The sequence below is a fragment of the Lutibacter sp. genome (assembly GCF_046055765.1).
Lineage (GTDB): Bacteria > Bacteroidota > Bacteroidia > Flavobacteriales > Flavobacteriaceae > Lutibacter.
In genome coordinates this window covers 1-17,617 of the sequence record NZ_JASFZF010000015.1, presented here as the reverse complement: position 1 = coordinate 17,617, position 17,617 = coordinate 1, and the positions used below count along the sequence as shown (strand labels likewise).

General features: G+C 27.7%; 16 protein-coding genes. 10 read left to right on the top strand and 6 right to left on the bottom strand.

Going from position 1 to position 17,617, the window contains the following annotated elements:
• Window positions 1-106 precede the first annotated feature (106 nt).
• The 3 genes from QM495_RS01400 to gltX all read right to left on the bottom strand — a co-directional run bounded on the left by QM495_RS01400 (window position 107) and on the right by gltX (window position 2,984).
• Complete coding sequence (locus tag QM495_RS01400) at window positions 107-424, bottom strand: heavy metal-binding domain-containing protein (protein WP_408670317.1); 318 nt, start codon at window positions 422-424, stop codon at window positions 107-109.
• Entirely contained in the window at window positions 424-1,347 is a 924-nt protein-coding gene (locus tag QM495_RS01395; protein WP_408670316.1) for an SPFH domain-containing protein, read from the bottom strand. The genes QM495_RS01400 and QM495_RS01395 overlap by 1 nt, the downstream gene beginning before the upstream one ends.
• Window positions 1,348-1,457: 110 nt before the next feature.
• Window positions 1,458-2,984, bottom strand: coding sequence for a glutamate--tRNA ligase (gltX, locus tag QM495_RS01390; protein WP_408670315.1), 1,527 nt, complete (start codon window positions 2,982-2,984; stop codon window positions 1,458-1,460).
• Between the two features lie 582 nt (window positions 2,985-3,566).
• Here gltX and QM495_RS01385 point away from each other — a divergent pair.
• The 9 genes from QM495_RS01385 to QM495_RS01345 all read left to right on the top strand — a co-directional run bounded on the left by QM495_RS01385 (window position 3,567) and on the right by QM495_RS01345 (window position 13,832).
• Window positions 3,567-4,010 (top strand): hypothetical protein, encoded by a 444-nt coding sequence (locus tag QM495_RS01385; RefSeq protein WP_408670314.1) that lies wholly within the window; start codon window positions 3,567-3,569, stop codon window positions 4,008-4,010.
• Between the two features lie 20 nt (window positions 4,011-4,030).
• A complete protein-coding gene (locus QM495_RS01380) occupies window positions 4,031-4,663 on the top strand; it encodes a hypothetical protein (protein ID WP_408670313.1) in 633 nt (210 codons plus the stop codon).
• Between the two features lie 3 nt (window positions 4,664-4,666).
• Complete coding sequence (locus QM495_RS01375) at window positions 4,667-5,443, top strand: sensor histidine kinase (protein ID WP_408670312.1); 777 nt, start codon at window positions 4,667-4,669, stop codon at window positions 5,441-5,443.
• 6 nt (window positions 5,444-5,449) lie between these two features.
• Window positions 5,450-6,094 carry a response regulator gene (locus tag QM495_RS01370; RefSeq protein ID WP_408670311.1) on the top strand — a complete coding sequence of 215 codons (645 nt, stop codon included), beginning with the start codon at window positions 5,450-5,452 and terminating at the stop codon, window positions 6,092-6,094.
• Window positions 6,095-6,679: 585 nt separating this feature from the next.
• Window positions 6,680-9,853 carry a DUF4175 family protein gene (locus tag QM495_RS01365; RefSeq protein ID WP_408670310.1) on the top strand — a complete coding sequence of 1,058 codons (3,174 nt, stop codon included), beginning with the start codon at window positions 6,680-6,682 and terminating at the stop codon, window positions 9,851-9,853.
• A 10-nt stretch (window positions 9,854-9,863) separates the two neighbouring features.
• Window positions 9,864-10,277, top strand: coding sequence for an rRNA maturation RNase YbeY (ybeY, locus tag QM495_RS01360; protein WP_408670309.1), 414 nt, complete (start codon window positions 9,864-9,866; stop codon window positions 10,275-10,277).
• 33 nt (window positions 10,278-10,310) lie between these two features.
• Window positions 10,311-12,182, top strand: a complete 1,872-nt coding sequence (gene mnmG, locus QM495_RS01355) for a tRNA uridine-5-carboxymethylaminomethyl(34) synthesis enzyme MnmG (protein WP_408670308.1) — start codon at window positions 10,311-10,313, stop codon at window positions 12,180-12,182.
• Between the two features lie 50 nt (window positions 12,183-12,232).
• Window positions 12,233-13,093 carry a class I SAM-dependent methyltransferase gene (locus QM495_RS01350; RefSeq protein WP_408670307.1) on the top strand — a complete coding sequence of 287 codons (861 nt, stop codon included), beginning with the start codon at window positions 12,233-12,235 and terminating at the stop codon, window positions 13,091-13,093.
• 229 nt (window positions 13,094-13,322) lie between these two features.
• Window positions 13,323-13,832: an OmpH family outer membrane protein gene (locus QM495_RS01345; RefSeq protein ID WP_408670306.1), complete on the top strand. Its 510-nt coding sequence runs from the start codon at window positions 13,323-13,325 to the stop codon at window positions 13,830-13,832.
• Between the two features lie 57 nt (window positions 13,833-13,889).
• On the opposite strand, the gene QM495_RS01340 is transcribed toward QM495_RS01345, so the two are convergent.
• The 3 genes from QM495_RS01340 to QM495_RS01330 are packed head-to-tail and all read right to left on the bottom strand — an operon-like array spanning window position 13,890 to window position 15,975.
• Complete coding sequence (locus QM495_RS01340; protein ID WP_408670305.1) at window positions 13,890-14,414, bottom strand: hypothetical protein; 525 nt, start codon at window positions 14,412-14,414, stop codon at window positions 13,890-13,892.
• A 10-nt stretch (window positions 14,415-14,424) separates the two neighbouring features.
• Window positions 14,425-14,820, bottom strand: a complete 396-nt coding sequence (locus QM495_RS01335; RefSeq protein WP_408670304.1) for a DoxX family protein — start codon at window positions 14,818-14,820, stop codon at window positions 14,425-14,427.
• Window positions 14,821-14,832: 12 nt separating this feature from the next.
• Window positions 14,833-15,975 carry an ATP-binding protein gene (locus tag QM495_RS01330; RefSeq protein WP_408670303.1) on the bottom strand — a complete coding sequence of 381 codons (1,143 nt, stop codon included), beginning with the start codon at window positions 15,973-15,975 and terminating at the stop codon, window positions 14,833-14,835.
• A gap of 140 nt (window positions 15,976-16,115) precedes the next feature.
• Here QM495_RS01330 and QM495_RS01325 point away from each other — a divergent pair, with 140 nt between their 5' ends.
• Window positions 16,116-17,303, top strand: a complete 1,188-nt coding sequence (locus tag QM495_RS01325) for a phosphoglycerate kinase (protein WP_408670302.1) — start codon at window positions 16,116-16,118, stop codon at window positions 17,301-17,303.
• The last annotated feature ends 314 nt before the right edge of the window (window positions 17,304-17,617 follow it).

Sequence of the window (17,617 nt, the reverse complement as noted above, 5' to 3'; positions counted from 1 at the left end):
ACAGGTTTTTTTGGTTTAAGTTTCGTCATGTTGAACTTGATTCAACATCTGTACCTTAGTTATTCTAATTTTTTATAAAATATTGAAACAAGTTTAGGATAATATTTCAAAATTTTATTGCAGTTCCAGAAGCTGTAACCATTAACATAGCTCCTTTTGCACCAACTGTTTCATAATCTAAGTCAATACCTATAATAGCGCTTGCACCTAACCTTTGAGCCTGTTCTTCCATTTCTTTTAAAGCAATACTTTTAGCTTCTCTAAGAACTTTTTCATAAGAACTAGATCTTCCACCAATAATATCTCTAATTCCTGCAAAAATATCTTTAAAAATGTTAGCTCCAATAATTGTTTCACCTGAAACAATACCTATATATTCTTTTATTTGGTGTGTTTCTAAAGTATTTGTAGTTGATAAAATCATTATTTTTTAGTTTTTTTAGGAATTTCTTCGAGAGAAGATTCTTGTATTTTATTAGCGGCAATCAAACTTGTAACCATATCATTTAACATTGAACTGGCCGCATTTGGATTATTTGGAAGTAGAATTAAGTTTGATTTTGTATCTGAACCAATACTTTGTAACGTGTCATAATGTTGAGTAATTACAATTAACGCAGATGCTTCTTGACTATTAATACCCGCTCTGTTTAGTACAACCATACTCTCTTCTAAACCACGTGCAATTTCTCTACGTTGATCTGCAATACCTTTACCTTGAAGGCGTTTACTCTCTGCTTCAGCTTTTGCTCGTTCAACAATTAAAATACGTTGTGCATCACCTTCGTGCTGTGCAGCAACTTTTTCACGCTCTGCAGCGTTAATACGGTTCATGGCAATTTTTACATTTTCATCAGGATCAATATCTGTTACCAATGCTTTAATAATATCATATCCATAATTAAGCATAGCCTCTTTTAAATCGCGTTGAATAGCTAATGCTACTTCATCTTTTTTCTCAAAAACATCATCCAATATCATTTTTGGAACTTCGGCACGTACCACATCAAAAATAAAGGCTGTTATTTGTTCATGCGGATTTTGAAGTTTGTAAAAAGCATCATATACATGATTTTTTTGTACTAAAAATTGTACTGAAATTTTAAGATGTACAAATACATCATCTTTTGTTTTAGTTTCAACAATTACATCTAATTGTTGAATTCTTAAACTTACACGCCCAGATATTTTGTCAATTAAAGGTATTTTAAGTTGTAAACCTGGATTTCTTGTACTTTGAAATCTCCCAAAGCGTTCAATCACTGCAACTGTTTGTTGTTTTACAGTAAATAAACCCGATCCTACAAGTACAACAACGATAAAAATAATAGCATACGTTCCAATCATTTTATATTTTTTATAAGGTTAATTAATGTTTTAAAGGTACAATGATTTCACTAAGAAATCGATATAATCTTTAGTTATGTGTAGTATAAAAGATGAAAATGTTACAATTGTTATATTTTTGTAATAGCGTTATTAATTCTTAGAATAGTTTCTTCTTTACCAATCATTTCAGCAATATCAAATAAATGTGGGCCTTTCATGGCGCCTACTAAACTTAATCTGAAAGGCTGCATTACTTTTCCAAAACTAATTTCTTTTGAAGTAATCCATTCTTTAACACTGGTTTCTAAAGTTGTAGAAGTAAATTCTTCAATAGTTTCCAGTATTGAAATAAGCTCTTTCATTAATTCAGTTGTACCTTCTTTCCAGTTTTTCTTTGATGCTTTTGCATCATATTCAATTGGAGTTTCAAAAAAGAAATTACTTAATTTCCAAAAATCAGATACAAATGTGGCACGTTCTTTAATTAATGAAACTACTTTTTTAGTGTAATTCATTCCAGAAGAAATACCTTTTTCTACCAATATTGAAGTAAAAATTTCTGCTAATTCTGTGTCAGATTTTAACATCATATATTGCTGATTGAACCACTTAGTTTTATCTGGACTAAATTTTGCTCCACTTTTACTAACACGCTCTAAACTAAATGTGTTACATAATTCTTCAAGCGTAAAAATTTCTTGTTCTGTACCAGGATTCCAACCTAATAAGGCTAACATATTTATAAAAGAATCTGCAAAATAGCCGTCTTCTTTATAACCACGTGAAACATCACCCGTTTCGGTATTTGTATAAGCTAAAGGAAATACAGGGAAACCTAATTTATCACCATCACGTTTACTTAATTTACCTTTTCCAATAGGTTTTAAAATTAATGGTAAATGAGCAAATTCTGGAATTTTCCAACCAAAAGCTTCATATAAAGCGATATGAAGTGGGAGAGAAGGTAACCATTCTTCACCACGAATTACATGACTAATTTCCATTAAATGATCATCTACAATATTTGCTAAATGATAGGTTGGCATACCATCGCTTTTAAACAAAATTTTATCGTCTAATAGTTCTGTTTTAAAAGATACATGACCACGAATTATATCGGTTGTTGAAATAATTCCGTGTTCCCCTTTTGTAGGATCGTGCATTTTAAAACGAACCACATATTTATCTCCGTTTGCAATACGTTGTTCAATTTCTTCTTTAGATAATGAAATTGAATTCGTTAGTTTTACTCTATTATGCCAATTATAGATAAATATTTTCCCTTTTTCTTCATGGTCTTTTCTATGAAAATTAAGTTCTTCAGCAGTATCAAAACAATAATATGCTTTCCCTTTTAAAATTAATTTATCAGCATATTGTTTATATAAATCCTTTCTTTCTGACTGTCGATAAGGTCCAAATTTCTCATTTTTATCAGGTCCTTCATCAAAAGGGATATTACACCAATTTAAAGCATCAATAATATATTTTTCAGCATTTGCAACATATCTTGTTTGGTCTGTATCTTCAATTCTTAATATAAAAATGCCTCCATGTTTTTTGGCAAATAAGTAATTAAAAAGTGCAGTTCTTACACCACCAATATGCAAAGGTCCTGTTGGACTAGGAGCAAATCGTACTCTAACGTTCTTCATTTTTAACTTGTTTTAAAATGCAAAGATAATTTTTCAATAGGAATAAGTGAATTTTATTACAAAAAAAGGTTGCTCGAAAGCAACCTTTAAAACCAGCCCAAAAAATGATTTTAATATCCTTTGATTTTAATCAAAGAAAACGTTTGTGTGGGTATTTAGGGACAATTATATTCTTAACTATTTTATTTTAATACTTTTTTCAAATACTCTACGAGATTCTGTATTTGATTCAACATTGTATAATAATATAAAGTTTAAGCAAATTACAAGTAGAATTATGAAGCCTATTATTACTGATTTTGATTTACTAAACTCTACGTGTTCCATTTATTTTTTTCAAACAATTATACTTTTTTAAGTAGGTTTGTTATACCAAAAGTAGTAATTGTGATTTCTATATTTAAAGGGAAATACCCTAATTTTTAAAGGGGAAATTTCCCCTTATTTAATTTTTTTAAAAACCAATAAACAAGCCTATAAGTTTTATTTTCATGATAATTAAGGAAGTTTTTTATTATTCAGTTATAAAACTTTTTAAAATTGTACTTTTATCAAACATTTTATAACAAAGCTAATTAACTTATGAAAACAAATTTACCAAAAGGACTTATTACACCTTTAGAAGCTAAAGAATTGAATCAACAATTTGTTAAAACCCGTTCTAAAGATTTAAATAGAATAGTTAAAAAAGAGTCTGGAAATCCTAAAAAAGAAGACGCTATCTCTAGCTGGTTTTCTTTAGAAGAATTAGAAAATTATATTGCTTATGTAAAAGAAGAAGGAACTAAAAAAGGAATTACTGTAAATGGTTTACGTGTTTATTTTGGAGCTTATTCTAATAATGTAAAAAAGCAAGATAAAAAAGATTTATCTACGGTGTTTTTTGCTCCTACAATGGCAAAACCAGCAACATTGCAAAAATCTAGTAGTCTCGAGGTAGAAGGTAGTTCGGATATTGAAAGTATAGACGCGTTAAATGGTGGTACTTTTGGAGACCCACCTTCAAAGGAATATCCTGCAACTTAACCTATAATCTTTTTTGAAAAATGATATTCAAGTACGGATATATTGTTATTTATGTGATAATACTTAGTGTAGGGTTGTTTCATTTTAAAAAATATAAACATAGTTTTTTGTTAAAAATGTGGTTGTATTTTTTAATCTATTCATTTTTAACTGAATGTATTACTAGATATATAGTTGAAATTTATAGAGTTAGAACAATAACATTAAATAACACCTGGTTTATATTAAACGTACTATTTTATATGTTTTTCTACTTATTTAATATTAAAAATTTAGTAAGAAAAAGATTAATTATAAGTTTAAGTAGTGTATTTATTTTAATGAACATTATTATGTCGTTTTATGTGGATTATACAAAAGAATATTTTGTTTATAGTAATATTATTGGACAATTTTTTATTGTATTATCTATTATGATTTATTTTGTTGAAGTGCTTAAAAGTGAGATAATTTTAACTATTCAAAAGTCATTAATATTTTGGATAAGTTTAGGGGTATTAATTTTTAACATTGGTTTACTTCCTGTATTTGTTATTGGAGAATTAATTGATTGGCAAGGAATATTTAAGTATATAATTTTAAGCATGAATATATTAATGGCAGCGAGTTTTATTACAGGTTTTATTGTGAGTAAAAAAGAATTTAATACATAGACAATGGAGCAGAAGGAAATACAAATTTTAATTTTAGTAATTACCGTTATCGTTTTAATTTTAGTGGTTACATTGATATTTTTCTTTTTTTATTTCCAACAAAAAAAAACAGCTTATTTAATTAAACAAAGAGAAACTCAACAGCAATTTGAAGAAGAAATTACCAAATCTAAATTAGAAATTCAAGAACAGGCGTTACAAAATATTAGCTGGGAAATTCATGACAATGTAGGTCAACTATTATCGGTAGCAAAAATGCAGTTAAATATTTTACAATTAAACGTAGCTGAAGAACAGCAAAGTAAAATACAAGAAACAAGTGAAATAATTGGTAAAAGTTTGCAAGAATTAAGAGGTTTAGCTAAGTCTTTAAATCCAGAAACAATTAAAAATAAAGGGCTTATAGATTCTTTAAAACTTGAAGTTGATCGTTATAATAGATTAAACTTTATCAAAGCTTCATTAGAAATTTCAGAAAATATATTTAATTTAAGTAACGAAAAGGAAATTATTTTATTTAGAATTTTACAAGAATTTAGCAACAATACCCTAAAATATTCTAAAGCGAATACCTTACAATTTAAACTAAATTATAATGATGATTTTTTAGAAATATTTATGGAAGATGATGGTATTGGATTTGATGTGAATGATACAACTAAACAAAATGGTATTGGTTTATTAAATATGAAAAGTAGAGCAAAATTAATTGGTGCTCAAATAAAATTCTCATCAAGTAACAACAACGGAACTAAATTATATATTAACTGCCCAAAATAAATTTTAATGAAAAAAATTGACTTACTAATTGTTGATGACCACGTTTTATTTTCACAAGCGCTTAATGGGCTGGTTTCTAATTTTAAAGAATTTAACGTGTTAGCTACTTTAAATAATGGAAAAGAATTAATAAACTACTTTTTAGAGGATAACTTGCAACCACAAATTGTACTTATGGATATTCAAATGCCATTAATAAACGGTATTGAAGCTACGCAATGGTTGAAAGAAAATAAACCAGAGATTAAAGTTTTAGCCTTATCTATGGAGGCTGATGAAGACATAATTTTAAAAATGTTAAGAGCAGGAGCAAAAGGATATTTATTAAAAGACATCCACCCTTCAGTATTACAACATGCTTTAAATGAGGTTTATACCGCGGGATTTTATTATACGGAAAATGTAACCAATACATTGTTAAATTCTATTCATAAAAAAGAGAAACCTACTACAGTAAAATTAAAAGAAAGAGAATTAGAATTTTTAAAATTAACTTGTTCAGAAATGACGTATAAACAAATTGCTGAAAAAATGTTTTTGAGTCCTAAGACAATTGAAAATTATAGAGAAGCTTTATTTGAAAAATTAGATGCCAAAACTCGTATTGGTTTAGTGCTGTATGCTATTAAAGAAAAAATTGTAATCCTATAATTTAATTTTAGTTTAATTTAGCTTTTAATTAAGAACTGTAAGTAAGTAAAAAATAACACAGAGTTCAGAAACAATATCGTGACTTGAAAATGAATAAATAGCAAGATTTGATGCTTCAAATAGATTTTTCTTAGTTCTTACAGATGAAACTGATATGACAAGTAGTTGGAAATTAAAGAGAAACATTGTCTTTTTAAGAGATAAAATAAACAAACACCTGGACAATTTATTAATGGATATGGCAAGTCTTGAAACGGAATTTTATTGGTATAAAGATCAACAGACCTATAATTGTAAATCTGATATTCTGTTCTTAAAATATGGCGTTTGAATAATGCTAGCACGCAACAAAGCCTATACGCAATGCAAATTGTAGTTCTAAATATAAGAGTATATAGTAATACAATTAATAGCAAGATTTAAAATGAAGAGTTTCAAAAACCTGCATTATACATAGCAAAACCATTATATATTTTACCATTGAACAGCTTTAAAAATATACAAGTTAAACTTCAAAACTTTATTAAAAAGTTCTATTATAATGAACTTATTAAAGGGCTTTTATTGTTTTTCACTCTTGGTTTTATGTATTTATTAGGTACGCTTCTTATTGAATATTTTTTATGGCTGCAACCTTTGGCAAGAACGGTTTTATTCTGGATATTTATTATTGTTGAATTTGCATTATTAACAGTTTATATTCTTTTTCCAATAGTAAAAATAGTTGGGCTAAAAAAGGGAATTAACGAGCTTGAAGCATCAAAAATAATTGGAAATCACTTCCCTGAAATTAAGGATAAGCTTCTGAATATGTTACAATTACAAAATTTTGTTGAACATTCAGAACTCATTGAGGCTAGTATAGAACAGAAATCTAAAGAGTTACAACCAATACCATTTAAACGAGCAATAGATTTATCAAAAAACAAAAAATTTATTAAATATACTTTAATACCAATTGTAATCTGGTTTGTAGTTTATATTTCGGGAAATGTTACTATTTTTAATGATAGTTTTTCTAGAGTTGTTAATTATAAAACTCAATACAAACAACCAGCACCATTTTCTTTTCAAATTTTAAATCAATCGTTAAATGTTATTGAAGGCGAACCTTATACCTTAGAAGTAGAAACTTTTGGAAATACCACTCCTGAAGATGCTAAAATTAATTTTTTTAATAGAAATTATTATCTAGAAAACAGAGGATTAGGTAAGTTTAAATACACATTTTCAAGTATAAAATCGTCACTAGATTTCTCTCTTGAAGCAAATGGAGTATTTTCTGAAAATTACCATATTAATTGTATTGCTACACCAGTAATTACTAATTTGAAAATGATATTAAATTATCCAAAATATACTGGTAAAAGTAATGAAGTTATCCAAAATACTGGAAATGCAATCGTTCCTTTTGGAACTAAAATTGCTTGGCAAATCGAAACCCATCAAACCAACGTTGTTAATTTTAAATTAAATCAACAAGCAACAGAAAAATTTAATCAAAACAGTACAAATTATTTTAGTTTCTCAAAACAAATTTTTAATGCTATTAATTATAAAATTTCGACCTCTAATGCACAACTTTTAAATCATGAGACTTTAGATTTTGAAATTCAAGTAGTTCCAGATGAGTTTCCAAAAATTGCTGTTAAATCTGATATTGATTCTATTAGTAGAGGTCCAATACAGTTTATGGGGCAATTAAGCGATGATTACGGAATACATAAACTTCAACTAGTATATTACAGTAAAATTCAAAAAAGCGAACTTAAAACTCATTTAATTAACGTTGTAAATTCTACATTATCAGATTTTTACTATGTATTCCCTGATGGAATTTCTATTGATAAAGGTGTTGAATATGAATTGTATTTTGAGGTTTTTGATAATGATGCTGTTAATGGCTCTAAAAAAACAAAAAGCAGCGTTTTTAACTATTATAACAAAACCGAAAAAGAATTAAAAGAAGAATTATTAAAAGAGCAAAATGAAACAATTCAATCAATTTCTAAATCATTAGAAAAATCTAAACAATCTAATTCAGAAATTGAAAAGTTTAAAAAATCATTACAAAATAAAGACAAAATTAATTGGAACGACACCAAAAAATTAGAGGAGTTTATAAAACGACAAACTCAATATCAGGAAATGTTTCAAAAAGAAACAAATAAACTTCAGAAAAATTTAAATGAACAACCTAAGAGTGAAGATTTAGTATCAAAGAAAGAAGCACTTCAAAAAAGAATTGATGAGGTAAAAAAGTTAGCAAAAAAAGATAAATTATTAGACGAATTAAAGGAACTCGCCAATAAATTAGATAAAGAAGATTTAATGGATAAGTTAAAAGAACTTGTTAAAAAAAATACACAAAATGAGCAAAGTTTAGAACGTATTTTAGAATTAACTAAACGTTTTTACATAGAACAAAAAACCAATCAAATTAGCGAAAAATTAGAGAAACTATCAGAAAAGGAAAAAGATTTATCAAAACAAAATGATATTGAAAATACTTCTAAAAAACAAGAAGAAATTAACAAGGAATTTGATAATATTAATAAAGATTTTAGAGAACTTGAAAAGCAAAACGAAGATTTAAAGCGACCAATGAATCTTCCAAATATAGAAGATGATTCAAAAGAAATTGAAGAGGATTTAAAGAAAGCTTTGGATGAACTAAAAAAACAACAACCAAGTAAAGCAACAAAAAATCAAAAGTCTGCTTCTAAAAAATTGAAAGAATTAAGTACATCTATGGAGCAATCTATGGAAGCTATGGAAGGAGAAGCAATCGATGAAAATATTGATGATTTAAGAAAAATTGTTGAAAACCTTATTGAGTTTTCATTTCAGCAAGAAGCATTATTAAATAACTTTTCAAGCTCCAATAATCATCATCCTAATTATTCAAGAAATATTAAACGACAATATGTATTAAAAGAATATTTTAAACATATTGATGATAGTTTGTATGTGCTTTCTTTGCGTATTGTGAAAATAACCTCATCCATTCAAAAAGAAGTTTCCGATGCGCATTATTACCTAGATGAATCACTTATAAATTTCACAGATAATAAATTTCAACAAGGAATATCTGATCAACATTTTGTGATTACAGCCGCCAATAATTTAGCAAATTTATTAAGTAATTTATTAGAAAGTTTAATGAATGCTTCACCTAGTTTTGGTAAAGGCAAAGGAAGTCCAATGGAGTTTAGTTTACCAGATATTATAAAAAAGCAAGGCGAACTTTCTGATAAAATTAAAAAGGGTTTAAAAAAAGGAGAAAAACCTAGTGATAAAAATGCATCAGAAAAAGGACAAAAACCAGGAGAAGGTAGTGAGCAAATGAATAACGAATTATATGAAATATATAAGCAACAATCTCAACTCAAAGAAATGCTTAAAGAACTTTTAGGTTCTAAAGGAAAAAATAAAAGCAATAGTTCTGGTGATGCAATTAAGCAAATGGAAGCGTTAGAAAAAGAATTATTAGACAAGGGTTTTACAGAAGATATTATTCAAAAAATGCAGCAGCTAAACTATGAGTTGTTAAAATTAGAAGAAGCAACTTTACAGCAGGGTGAAGATTATAAGCGAAAATCTAAAACTAATATTGAAAAATTTAAAACGCGAAGTATTGATAAACTAAAACTACAGAATCAGTATTTTAATTATAACGACATATTAAATAGACAATCATTACCTTTGCGCACTATTTATAAAAAGAAAGTACAAGAGTATTTTAAAACTAAAGAGTAAAAATTTAGAAATGATTTTATTTAATTACGAAACTGATTTTAAATTAGAAAATGAAATTCAAATTCAAAACTGGATTTCTACTTGTATTGCAAACCATGGTTTTAGTGAAGGCGAATTAAATTATATTTTTTGTGATGACGCTTACCTTCATAAATTAAATGTTGAATTTTTAGAACATGATACTTTAACGGATATCATTAGCTTTGATTACACTTTAGGAAAGTTAATAAGTGGAGATATTTTTATTTCTATTGAAAGAGTATTCGAAAACGCCCAAAAATTCAATCAAACAGCTGATAATGAGTTAAATAGAGTTGTAATTCATGGAGTGTTGCATTATATTGGTTTTCAAGACAAAATGGATGAAGCTAAAGTTATAATGAGGCAAGAAGAAGATAAATGTTTAGCATTATTACAATTATAAAAACGTTCCACGTGGAACATAATAAATTTCAATATGTTTAATACGGTTTATGATGTTATTGTTGTTGGTGGTGGACACGCGGGAAGTGAAGCGGCAGCTGCAAGTGCAAATTTAGGCGCGCATACACTTTTAATAACAATGAATTTACAAAACATTGCTCAAATGAGTTGTAATCCTGCAATGGGTGGAATTGCTAAAGGGCAAATTGTTAGAGAAATTGATGCTTTGGGTGGATACAGCGGAATTGTAACAGATAAAACAGCTATTCAATTTAAAATGTTGAACAAATCTAAAGGACCTGCAATGTGGAGTCCAAGGGCGCAAAGTGACCGTATGCGGTTTGCGGAATGTTGGAGAACGATGTTAGAGCAAACTAACAATTTAGATTTTTATCAGGATAATGTTGTTGGGCTGTTATTTAATGAAGATGTAATTGTTGGTGTAAAAACTGCATTAGGAATTGAAATAAAATCGAAGAAAGTTATCATTACTGCTGGTACTTTTTTAAATGGATTAATTCATATTGGTGATAAAACTTTTGGAGGAGGTAGAGCAGGAGAAAGTGCTTCAATTGGTATTACTGAAGATTTAATAAAAGTGGGTTTTGAAGCTGGAAGGATGAAAACAGGAACACCTCCAAGAGTTGATGCGAGATCGTTAGATTTTTCAAAAATGATAGAACAACCTGGCGATCAAAATCCTGAAAAATTTTCCTATTTACCTATTACAAAATCACTTAAAAAACAACGTTCTTGTTATATGAGTTATACTTCATTGGAGGTTCATGATTTGTTAAGAACAGGTTTTGATAGGTCACCAATGTTTAATGGAAGAATACAAAGTATTGGACCAAGATATTGTCCTTCAATAGAAGATAAAATTGATAGGTTTGCAACTAAAGATCGACATCAAATTTTTGTTGAACCTGAAGGCTGGGAAACTGTTGAAATTTACGTAAATGGGTTTTCAACTTCACTACCTGAAGATGTTCAGGATAAAGCTTTGCGTAAAGTTGCAGGTTTTGAAAATGTAAAATTTTTAAGATATGGTTATGCAATTGAATATGATTATTTTCCACCAACACAATTAACACATACTTTAGAAACTAAGTTAATTAAGAACTTGTATTTCGCTGGTCAAATAAATGGTACAACTGGTTATGAAGAAGCGGCAGCACAAGGATTAATGGCTGGTATAAATGCAGCTTTAAATATTAAAAATAAAGCACCATTTATACTAAAAAGGAACGAAGCTTATATTGGCGTTTTAATAGACGATTTAATTACAAAAGGTACTGAAGAACCTTATAGAATGTTCACATCTAGAGCTGAATATAGAACCTTATTACGTCAAGATAATGCTGATTTAAGATTAACACCGTTATCTTTTAAAATAGGGTTAGCATCAAAAGAACGTTTAGATAGAGTAAATGAAAAGCAAACAAAAACAGATTTATTTGTTAAATTTTTAGTTCAAACAAGTGTGAAGCCAAATGAAATAAATCCAATTTTAGAAGCCAATAATACTGCTAAAATTTCGCAATCTATGAAGTTGTTTAAGATTGCTGCAAGGCCTCAATTAAACTTTAATAACCTTCGAGAATTAGAGAAGGTTGAGAGATTTATTATTGAAAATTTAATAGATAACGAAGTGGTTGAGCAGACTGAAATTCATGTAAAATATGCTGGTTATATTGAAAAGGAAAAGAATCAAGCTGATAAGTTAAATAGATTAGAAAACGTATCTATTCCATCAAAATTTGATTATACAAAAGTGGTTTCATTATCAATTGAAGCACGTCAAAAATTAACAAAAATACAACCAATAACTATTTCTCAAGCTAGTAGAATAAGTGGAGTTTCACCTAGTGATATTTCTGTTTTATTAGTATATATGGGAAGGTAAATTTTAGTGTTCCACGTGGAACATGAACTATTTTTAAGTATTTTAAGAATATGAATAACAACAAAAAGCATTATTTAACTTGTAAAGATTATACTGTTTCAAATCAAAAATTTGATTTACGGTATAATAATAAACTTGAAATGCTTGTAACATCACCTCAACCTAAATTAGAGGAATTAGCTTCTTATTATAAAAGTTCAGCCTATATTTCACACACCGATTCAAAAAAATCATTGACAGATAAATTATATCAATTTGTAAAATTATATGCTTTAAAAAAGAAATTGAATTTAATAAATTCATTTAATTCTGAAGAAAAAAAGATATTAGATATTGGTTGTGGAACGGGTGATTTTTTATTGACATGTGTAAATAACGGCTGGAATGTAGTGGGAGTTGAGCCAAATAACAACGCGAAAAAATTAGCTGAAGCTAAATTAACATCCAATCAAGAATCACAAATTTATTCAGAATTAAAAACATTAACTTCTCAAAAATTTGATGTAATTACATTGTGGCATGTGTTAGAACATGTACCAAATTTGGAAGATTATATTTTAAAATTAAAATTATTATTAAAACCTAATGGTGTTTTAGTAGTAGCAGTTCCAAATTATAAAAGTTACGATGCTACTTACTATAAACAGTTTTGGGCTGCTTTTGATGTACCAAGACATTTATGGCATTTTTCAAAAAAATCAATTCAATTACTTTTTTCTGAAGTAAAAATGAATGTTGTTAAAATACTTCCTATGAAATTTGATTCATTTTATGTTTCATTATTAAGTGAGAAATATAAATCGGGTAAAAGTAATTTTGTTATCGCTTTTTGTATTGGTTTGTTATCAAATTTAAAAGCTTTGAAAACAAAAGAGTATTCATCGTTAATTTACATCATCAAAAACAACTAAAATCTATTTTAAAGCCATTTAAGCCCTCTTTTTATAATGAAAGAGCATAATATATTCATTTTAAAAGTTTTTAGTTATAGAAAGCTACAATCAGCCTCTTTTTTATAAATAATAATTATTAAATAATAGTTAACAATAAATTAATCTAATACTGATAAATAGTAGGCTAAACTTGAACTTTTGTTCATATATTCGCAAAAATTTTAGATCAACATCAAAATAGAAAAAAATGAAAAAATTATTAATTGTTGCTATTGCATTTATATTTGCATCTTGTAATCAAACTAAAGTTGCTTATATAGATATTGAAGTTTTAATGAAAGATTATGAAGCAACAAAAGCATTAGAAACTTCGCTAAAAGCGAAACAAGAAGTAATGGCAAAAGAATTAGACAGTATTGGTGCTCCTTTTCAATTAAAAGTGCAGCAATATTATCAAAACCAACAAAAAATGTCAACTCAAAAAAGAGCACAAACAGAACAAGCATTACAACAAGAACAACAATTTTTACAGTCTAAACAACAGGAAGCTTCTCTATTATTACAAAAAGAAAATCAGAAAATGAGTGAGATAATTACTAAAAGAGTTGATAGCTTTGTTGAAAATTTTGCGAAATCTAAAGGTTATAATTTAGTTCTTGGAACTTCAGGACAAGGAACAGTATTATATGGTGATGAATCTTTAAACGTTACAACAGAAATTTTAGAGATATTAAATTCAGATTTTTCTAAAAAATAACATATAACACTGATAATCAATAAATTAAAAAGCTATAATTATTAATTATAGCTTTTTTTATTTAGATTTTTCACCCGTAAATTGGTGTTCTTTAATTTTAAACAATACATTAAATGTTGTTAAACTTCCATAAATACGGGTAATATATTGTTGTAAATTTACTTTATCTTGATTATCTAATTTACTGGAATTTATCTTTTGTTCCATTACTCTAATTCTATCACGAACCATTACAATTTTATGAAAAAAGGAATCGATTTCAATTTCTTTACTTGCCAAATTTGTGTCTTTTGGTTCTAAAATTAATTTACCACCTTTCCATTTATCAGCAATAGGAATTATTTCTGAAATATCTGACCATTGTTTTAGAATAGTTCTTAATGTAGATTCAACTTCAAAAAAACTAATAGTATCTACTTCATCTTCAACACTTTCAATTACTTCAAATTCACTATCAATATCAATTGTTTCTAACCCATTTTCAATAAAAGTAACCCAATAATGTTTAGATGTAACGTTGGTAACAACTCCTAAACCAAATTCAGTGTGATTGATGCGAGATCCTATACCTAATAAATTCATAATTAATATTTTATGTTAATATATAAATGCCAATTATATTTAAAATAAAGTATACGGTAATATTCATAGCACCTTGGTAATCTTTTACGAATCGTTGACCAACTAAGAATATTAAGAGTGTAATAGCAGATATTTCTAACCCAATTTTTACAATAATTTTTACATCTTCAATTACTAAATAGTAGAGACCAAAAGTTAATAATAGTACTGTTAGAATCTCAAAAATTAACACTTTGATAAGTAGGAATGGAATGATATTTTTGAGTATTGTTTTACCAAAATGGTTATTATAATATATGACCGTTCCTTTCCAATCTACCAATTTTTCAAGTATTGATAAGAAATACGTAATAATAAAAAAAAGAGTTATTAAAATTTCAGATGCATGTTCATTAAAAATAGACATAATTTAAAGTAATTAAGATTCTTCTTTTACGTGTAAAAGTCGCGTTAATTTTATCGATAAATCAAGCAGAATTATTTTAGCATTTCCATTTCTTTCAATATGATAAATAGCTTCGTTTAACTCTTTATTTATTTCTAAAATATTTCCACTATGAATAAAAGGAGCAAATTTTTCTAGTTTAAAACCAGGTGTTTTTGGTTGTAAAAATACAAGTGAAGCCGCATCGTAATTAAGTAGCATTGCTTGCCTAAAAAACTGTAAGCAATAATTTAAAAAACGCTTTTGAGTTTCTCTACCAGTTTTAGCAATTGTTTCACTCCATTCAATTAATAATTGAATAACAGAAGCATTTCCTTTCGCTTTAAAAGCTGCTCTTACCCAAGTAATAAACCATTGTTCAAATTTTTCATCCGAATTGTCATTATGTAATAAATGCAAAGCTTTGTTTATGTTACCGTCTGATTGTTGTGCAATTTGTGCAGCAATTGGTAGGTCAGTTCCTTCTTTATTAACTAAATAATTATGAATATCAGCTTCAGATAATAAAGGAAAATGTAATACTTGACAACGAGATTTTATAGTTGAAATTAGTTGTTCTTCATTTTCGGTAACTAAAATAAAAACCGTTTTTTCTGGTGGCTCTTCTAATAATTTCAACAACTTATTAGCAGCTGAAGTATTCATTTTTTCAGCCATCCAAATAATCATTATTTTATAACCACCTTCATAACTTTTTAATTTTAAGGCTTTTACAATTTCTCCTGCTTCATCTACACCAATTTGACCTTGTTTATTTTCAATACCAATAGATTGCAACCACTCGAATAAGTTACCATACGGATTTAAGGCTATAAAATTTCTCCAATCTTCTAAAAATAAGTTACTTACAGGATGATTTTTTACAACATCATTTGTTGCAACTGGGAAAGCAAAATGTAAATCGGGATGGGATAATTTAGCACATTTTAATGCGCAGGTTTCTTTATCGTTACTTGAACTACACAAAATATATTGCGCATAAGCTATTGCTATTGGCAAGGTTCCAGACCCTTCTTTTCCAACAAATAACTGCGCATGTGAAATTCTACCATTATCAGTAGATTTCATTAAATGATTCTTTAAATGTTTTTGTCCTAAAATTTCTGAAAAATTCATTAAAGCGAATTTAAAACATTTTTTCAATCTTTAAATGTTTAATCATTCAATCTTTAAAATATTTTATGAAATCGGTTTCGTAGAAAACTTTAATAACTACGTTAAATTAAATTATATTTGTACACCAAATAATTATTCAAATGAAAACAATACAAGACATAAATTTTGAAGGGAAAAAAGCACTAATTAGAGTTGATTTTAATGTGCCCTTAGATGAAAATTTTAATATAACTGACGCAACAAGAATACAAGCTGCAAAACCAACAATTATTAAAATTTTAGAAGATGGTGGTGCTGTTATTTTAATGTCGCACTTAGGACGTCCAAAAGGTGTTGAAGAAAAATATTCATTAAAACATATTGTTGAAAAAGTTTCTGAAATTATAGGTGTTGAAGTAAAATTCACTTCAAATTGCGTAGGAGAACAAGTAGAAAAAACAGTTACTGAATTAAAAATGGGTGAAGTTTTACTATTAGAAAATTTACGCTTTCATGCCGAAGAAAAAACAGGTGATGTAGCTTTTGCAAAGCAACTTTCTAAATTAGGAGATGTATATGTGAACGACGCTTTTGGAACAGCTCATAGAGCACATGCTTCAACTACAATTGTAGCGCAATTTTTTCCAGAAAATAAATGTTTCGGAAATTTATTAGCACAAGAAATTAGTAGCCTTAAAAAAATATTGGAAGAAGGAAAAAAACCAGTGTTAGCAATTTTAGGAGGTGCAAAAGTTTCTTCAAAAATTACAGTTATTGAAAATATTTTAGATAAAGTAGATCACTTAATTATTGGTGGAGGAATGAGTTTTACCTTTATTAAAGCTCAGGGTGGAAATATTGGAGATTCCATTTGTGAAGATGACAAACAAGAATTAGCTTTAGCTATTTTAAAACAAGCAAAAGAAAAAGATGTACAAGTTCATATACCTGTAGATGTAATTGCAGCGGATACTTTTAGTAATAATGCGAACACACAAATTTGTGATATATACAATATTCCTGACGGTTGGCAAGGGTTAGATGCCGGTCCAAAATCAAGAGAATTATTTAATAATGTAGTTTTAGAGTCGAAAACAATTCTTTGGAATGGTCCTTTAGGTGTTTTTGAGTTTAAAAATTTTGCTGGCGGAACTATTGCATTAGGAAATTCTATTACTGAAGCTACTAAAAATGGAGCGTTTTCTTTAGTTGGAGGTGGTGATTCAGTTGCCGCAGTTAAACAGTTTGGTTTTGCAGATAAAGTAAGTTATGTTTCAACTGGTGGTGGCGCCATGTTAGAAAGTTTAGAGGGAAAAACACTACCAGGTATTGAAGCAATTTTAAAATAAAATAATAATGTTTTTTTGAATTGTCACACTGAGCTTGTCGAAGTGTTTTTAATTTAAATAAGCTGTATAAAAAGTCATGAATCCGTCATTCTGAATTTATTTCAGAATCTCACATTATTGATTACCATTGATTATGAGAACCTGAATCAAGTTTAGGTTGACGAGAATTATACTTTTTATACAGCTTTTTGTTACTCTTAATTTTACTACATTTAAAATGTCTAGTCCTAAAATACGGCTACAGGTTAAATTGAATTTACGCTGTTAATTTATATACCATATTTGGTGTTTTATAATCCAAAGATAGGTGTAAT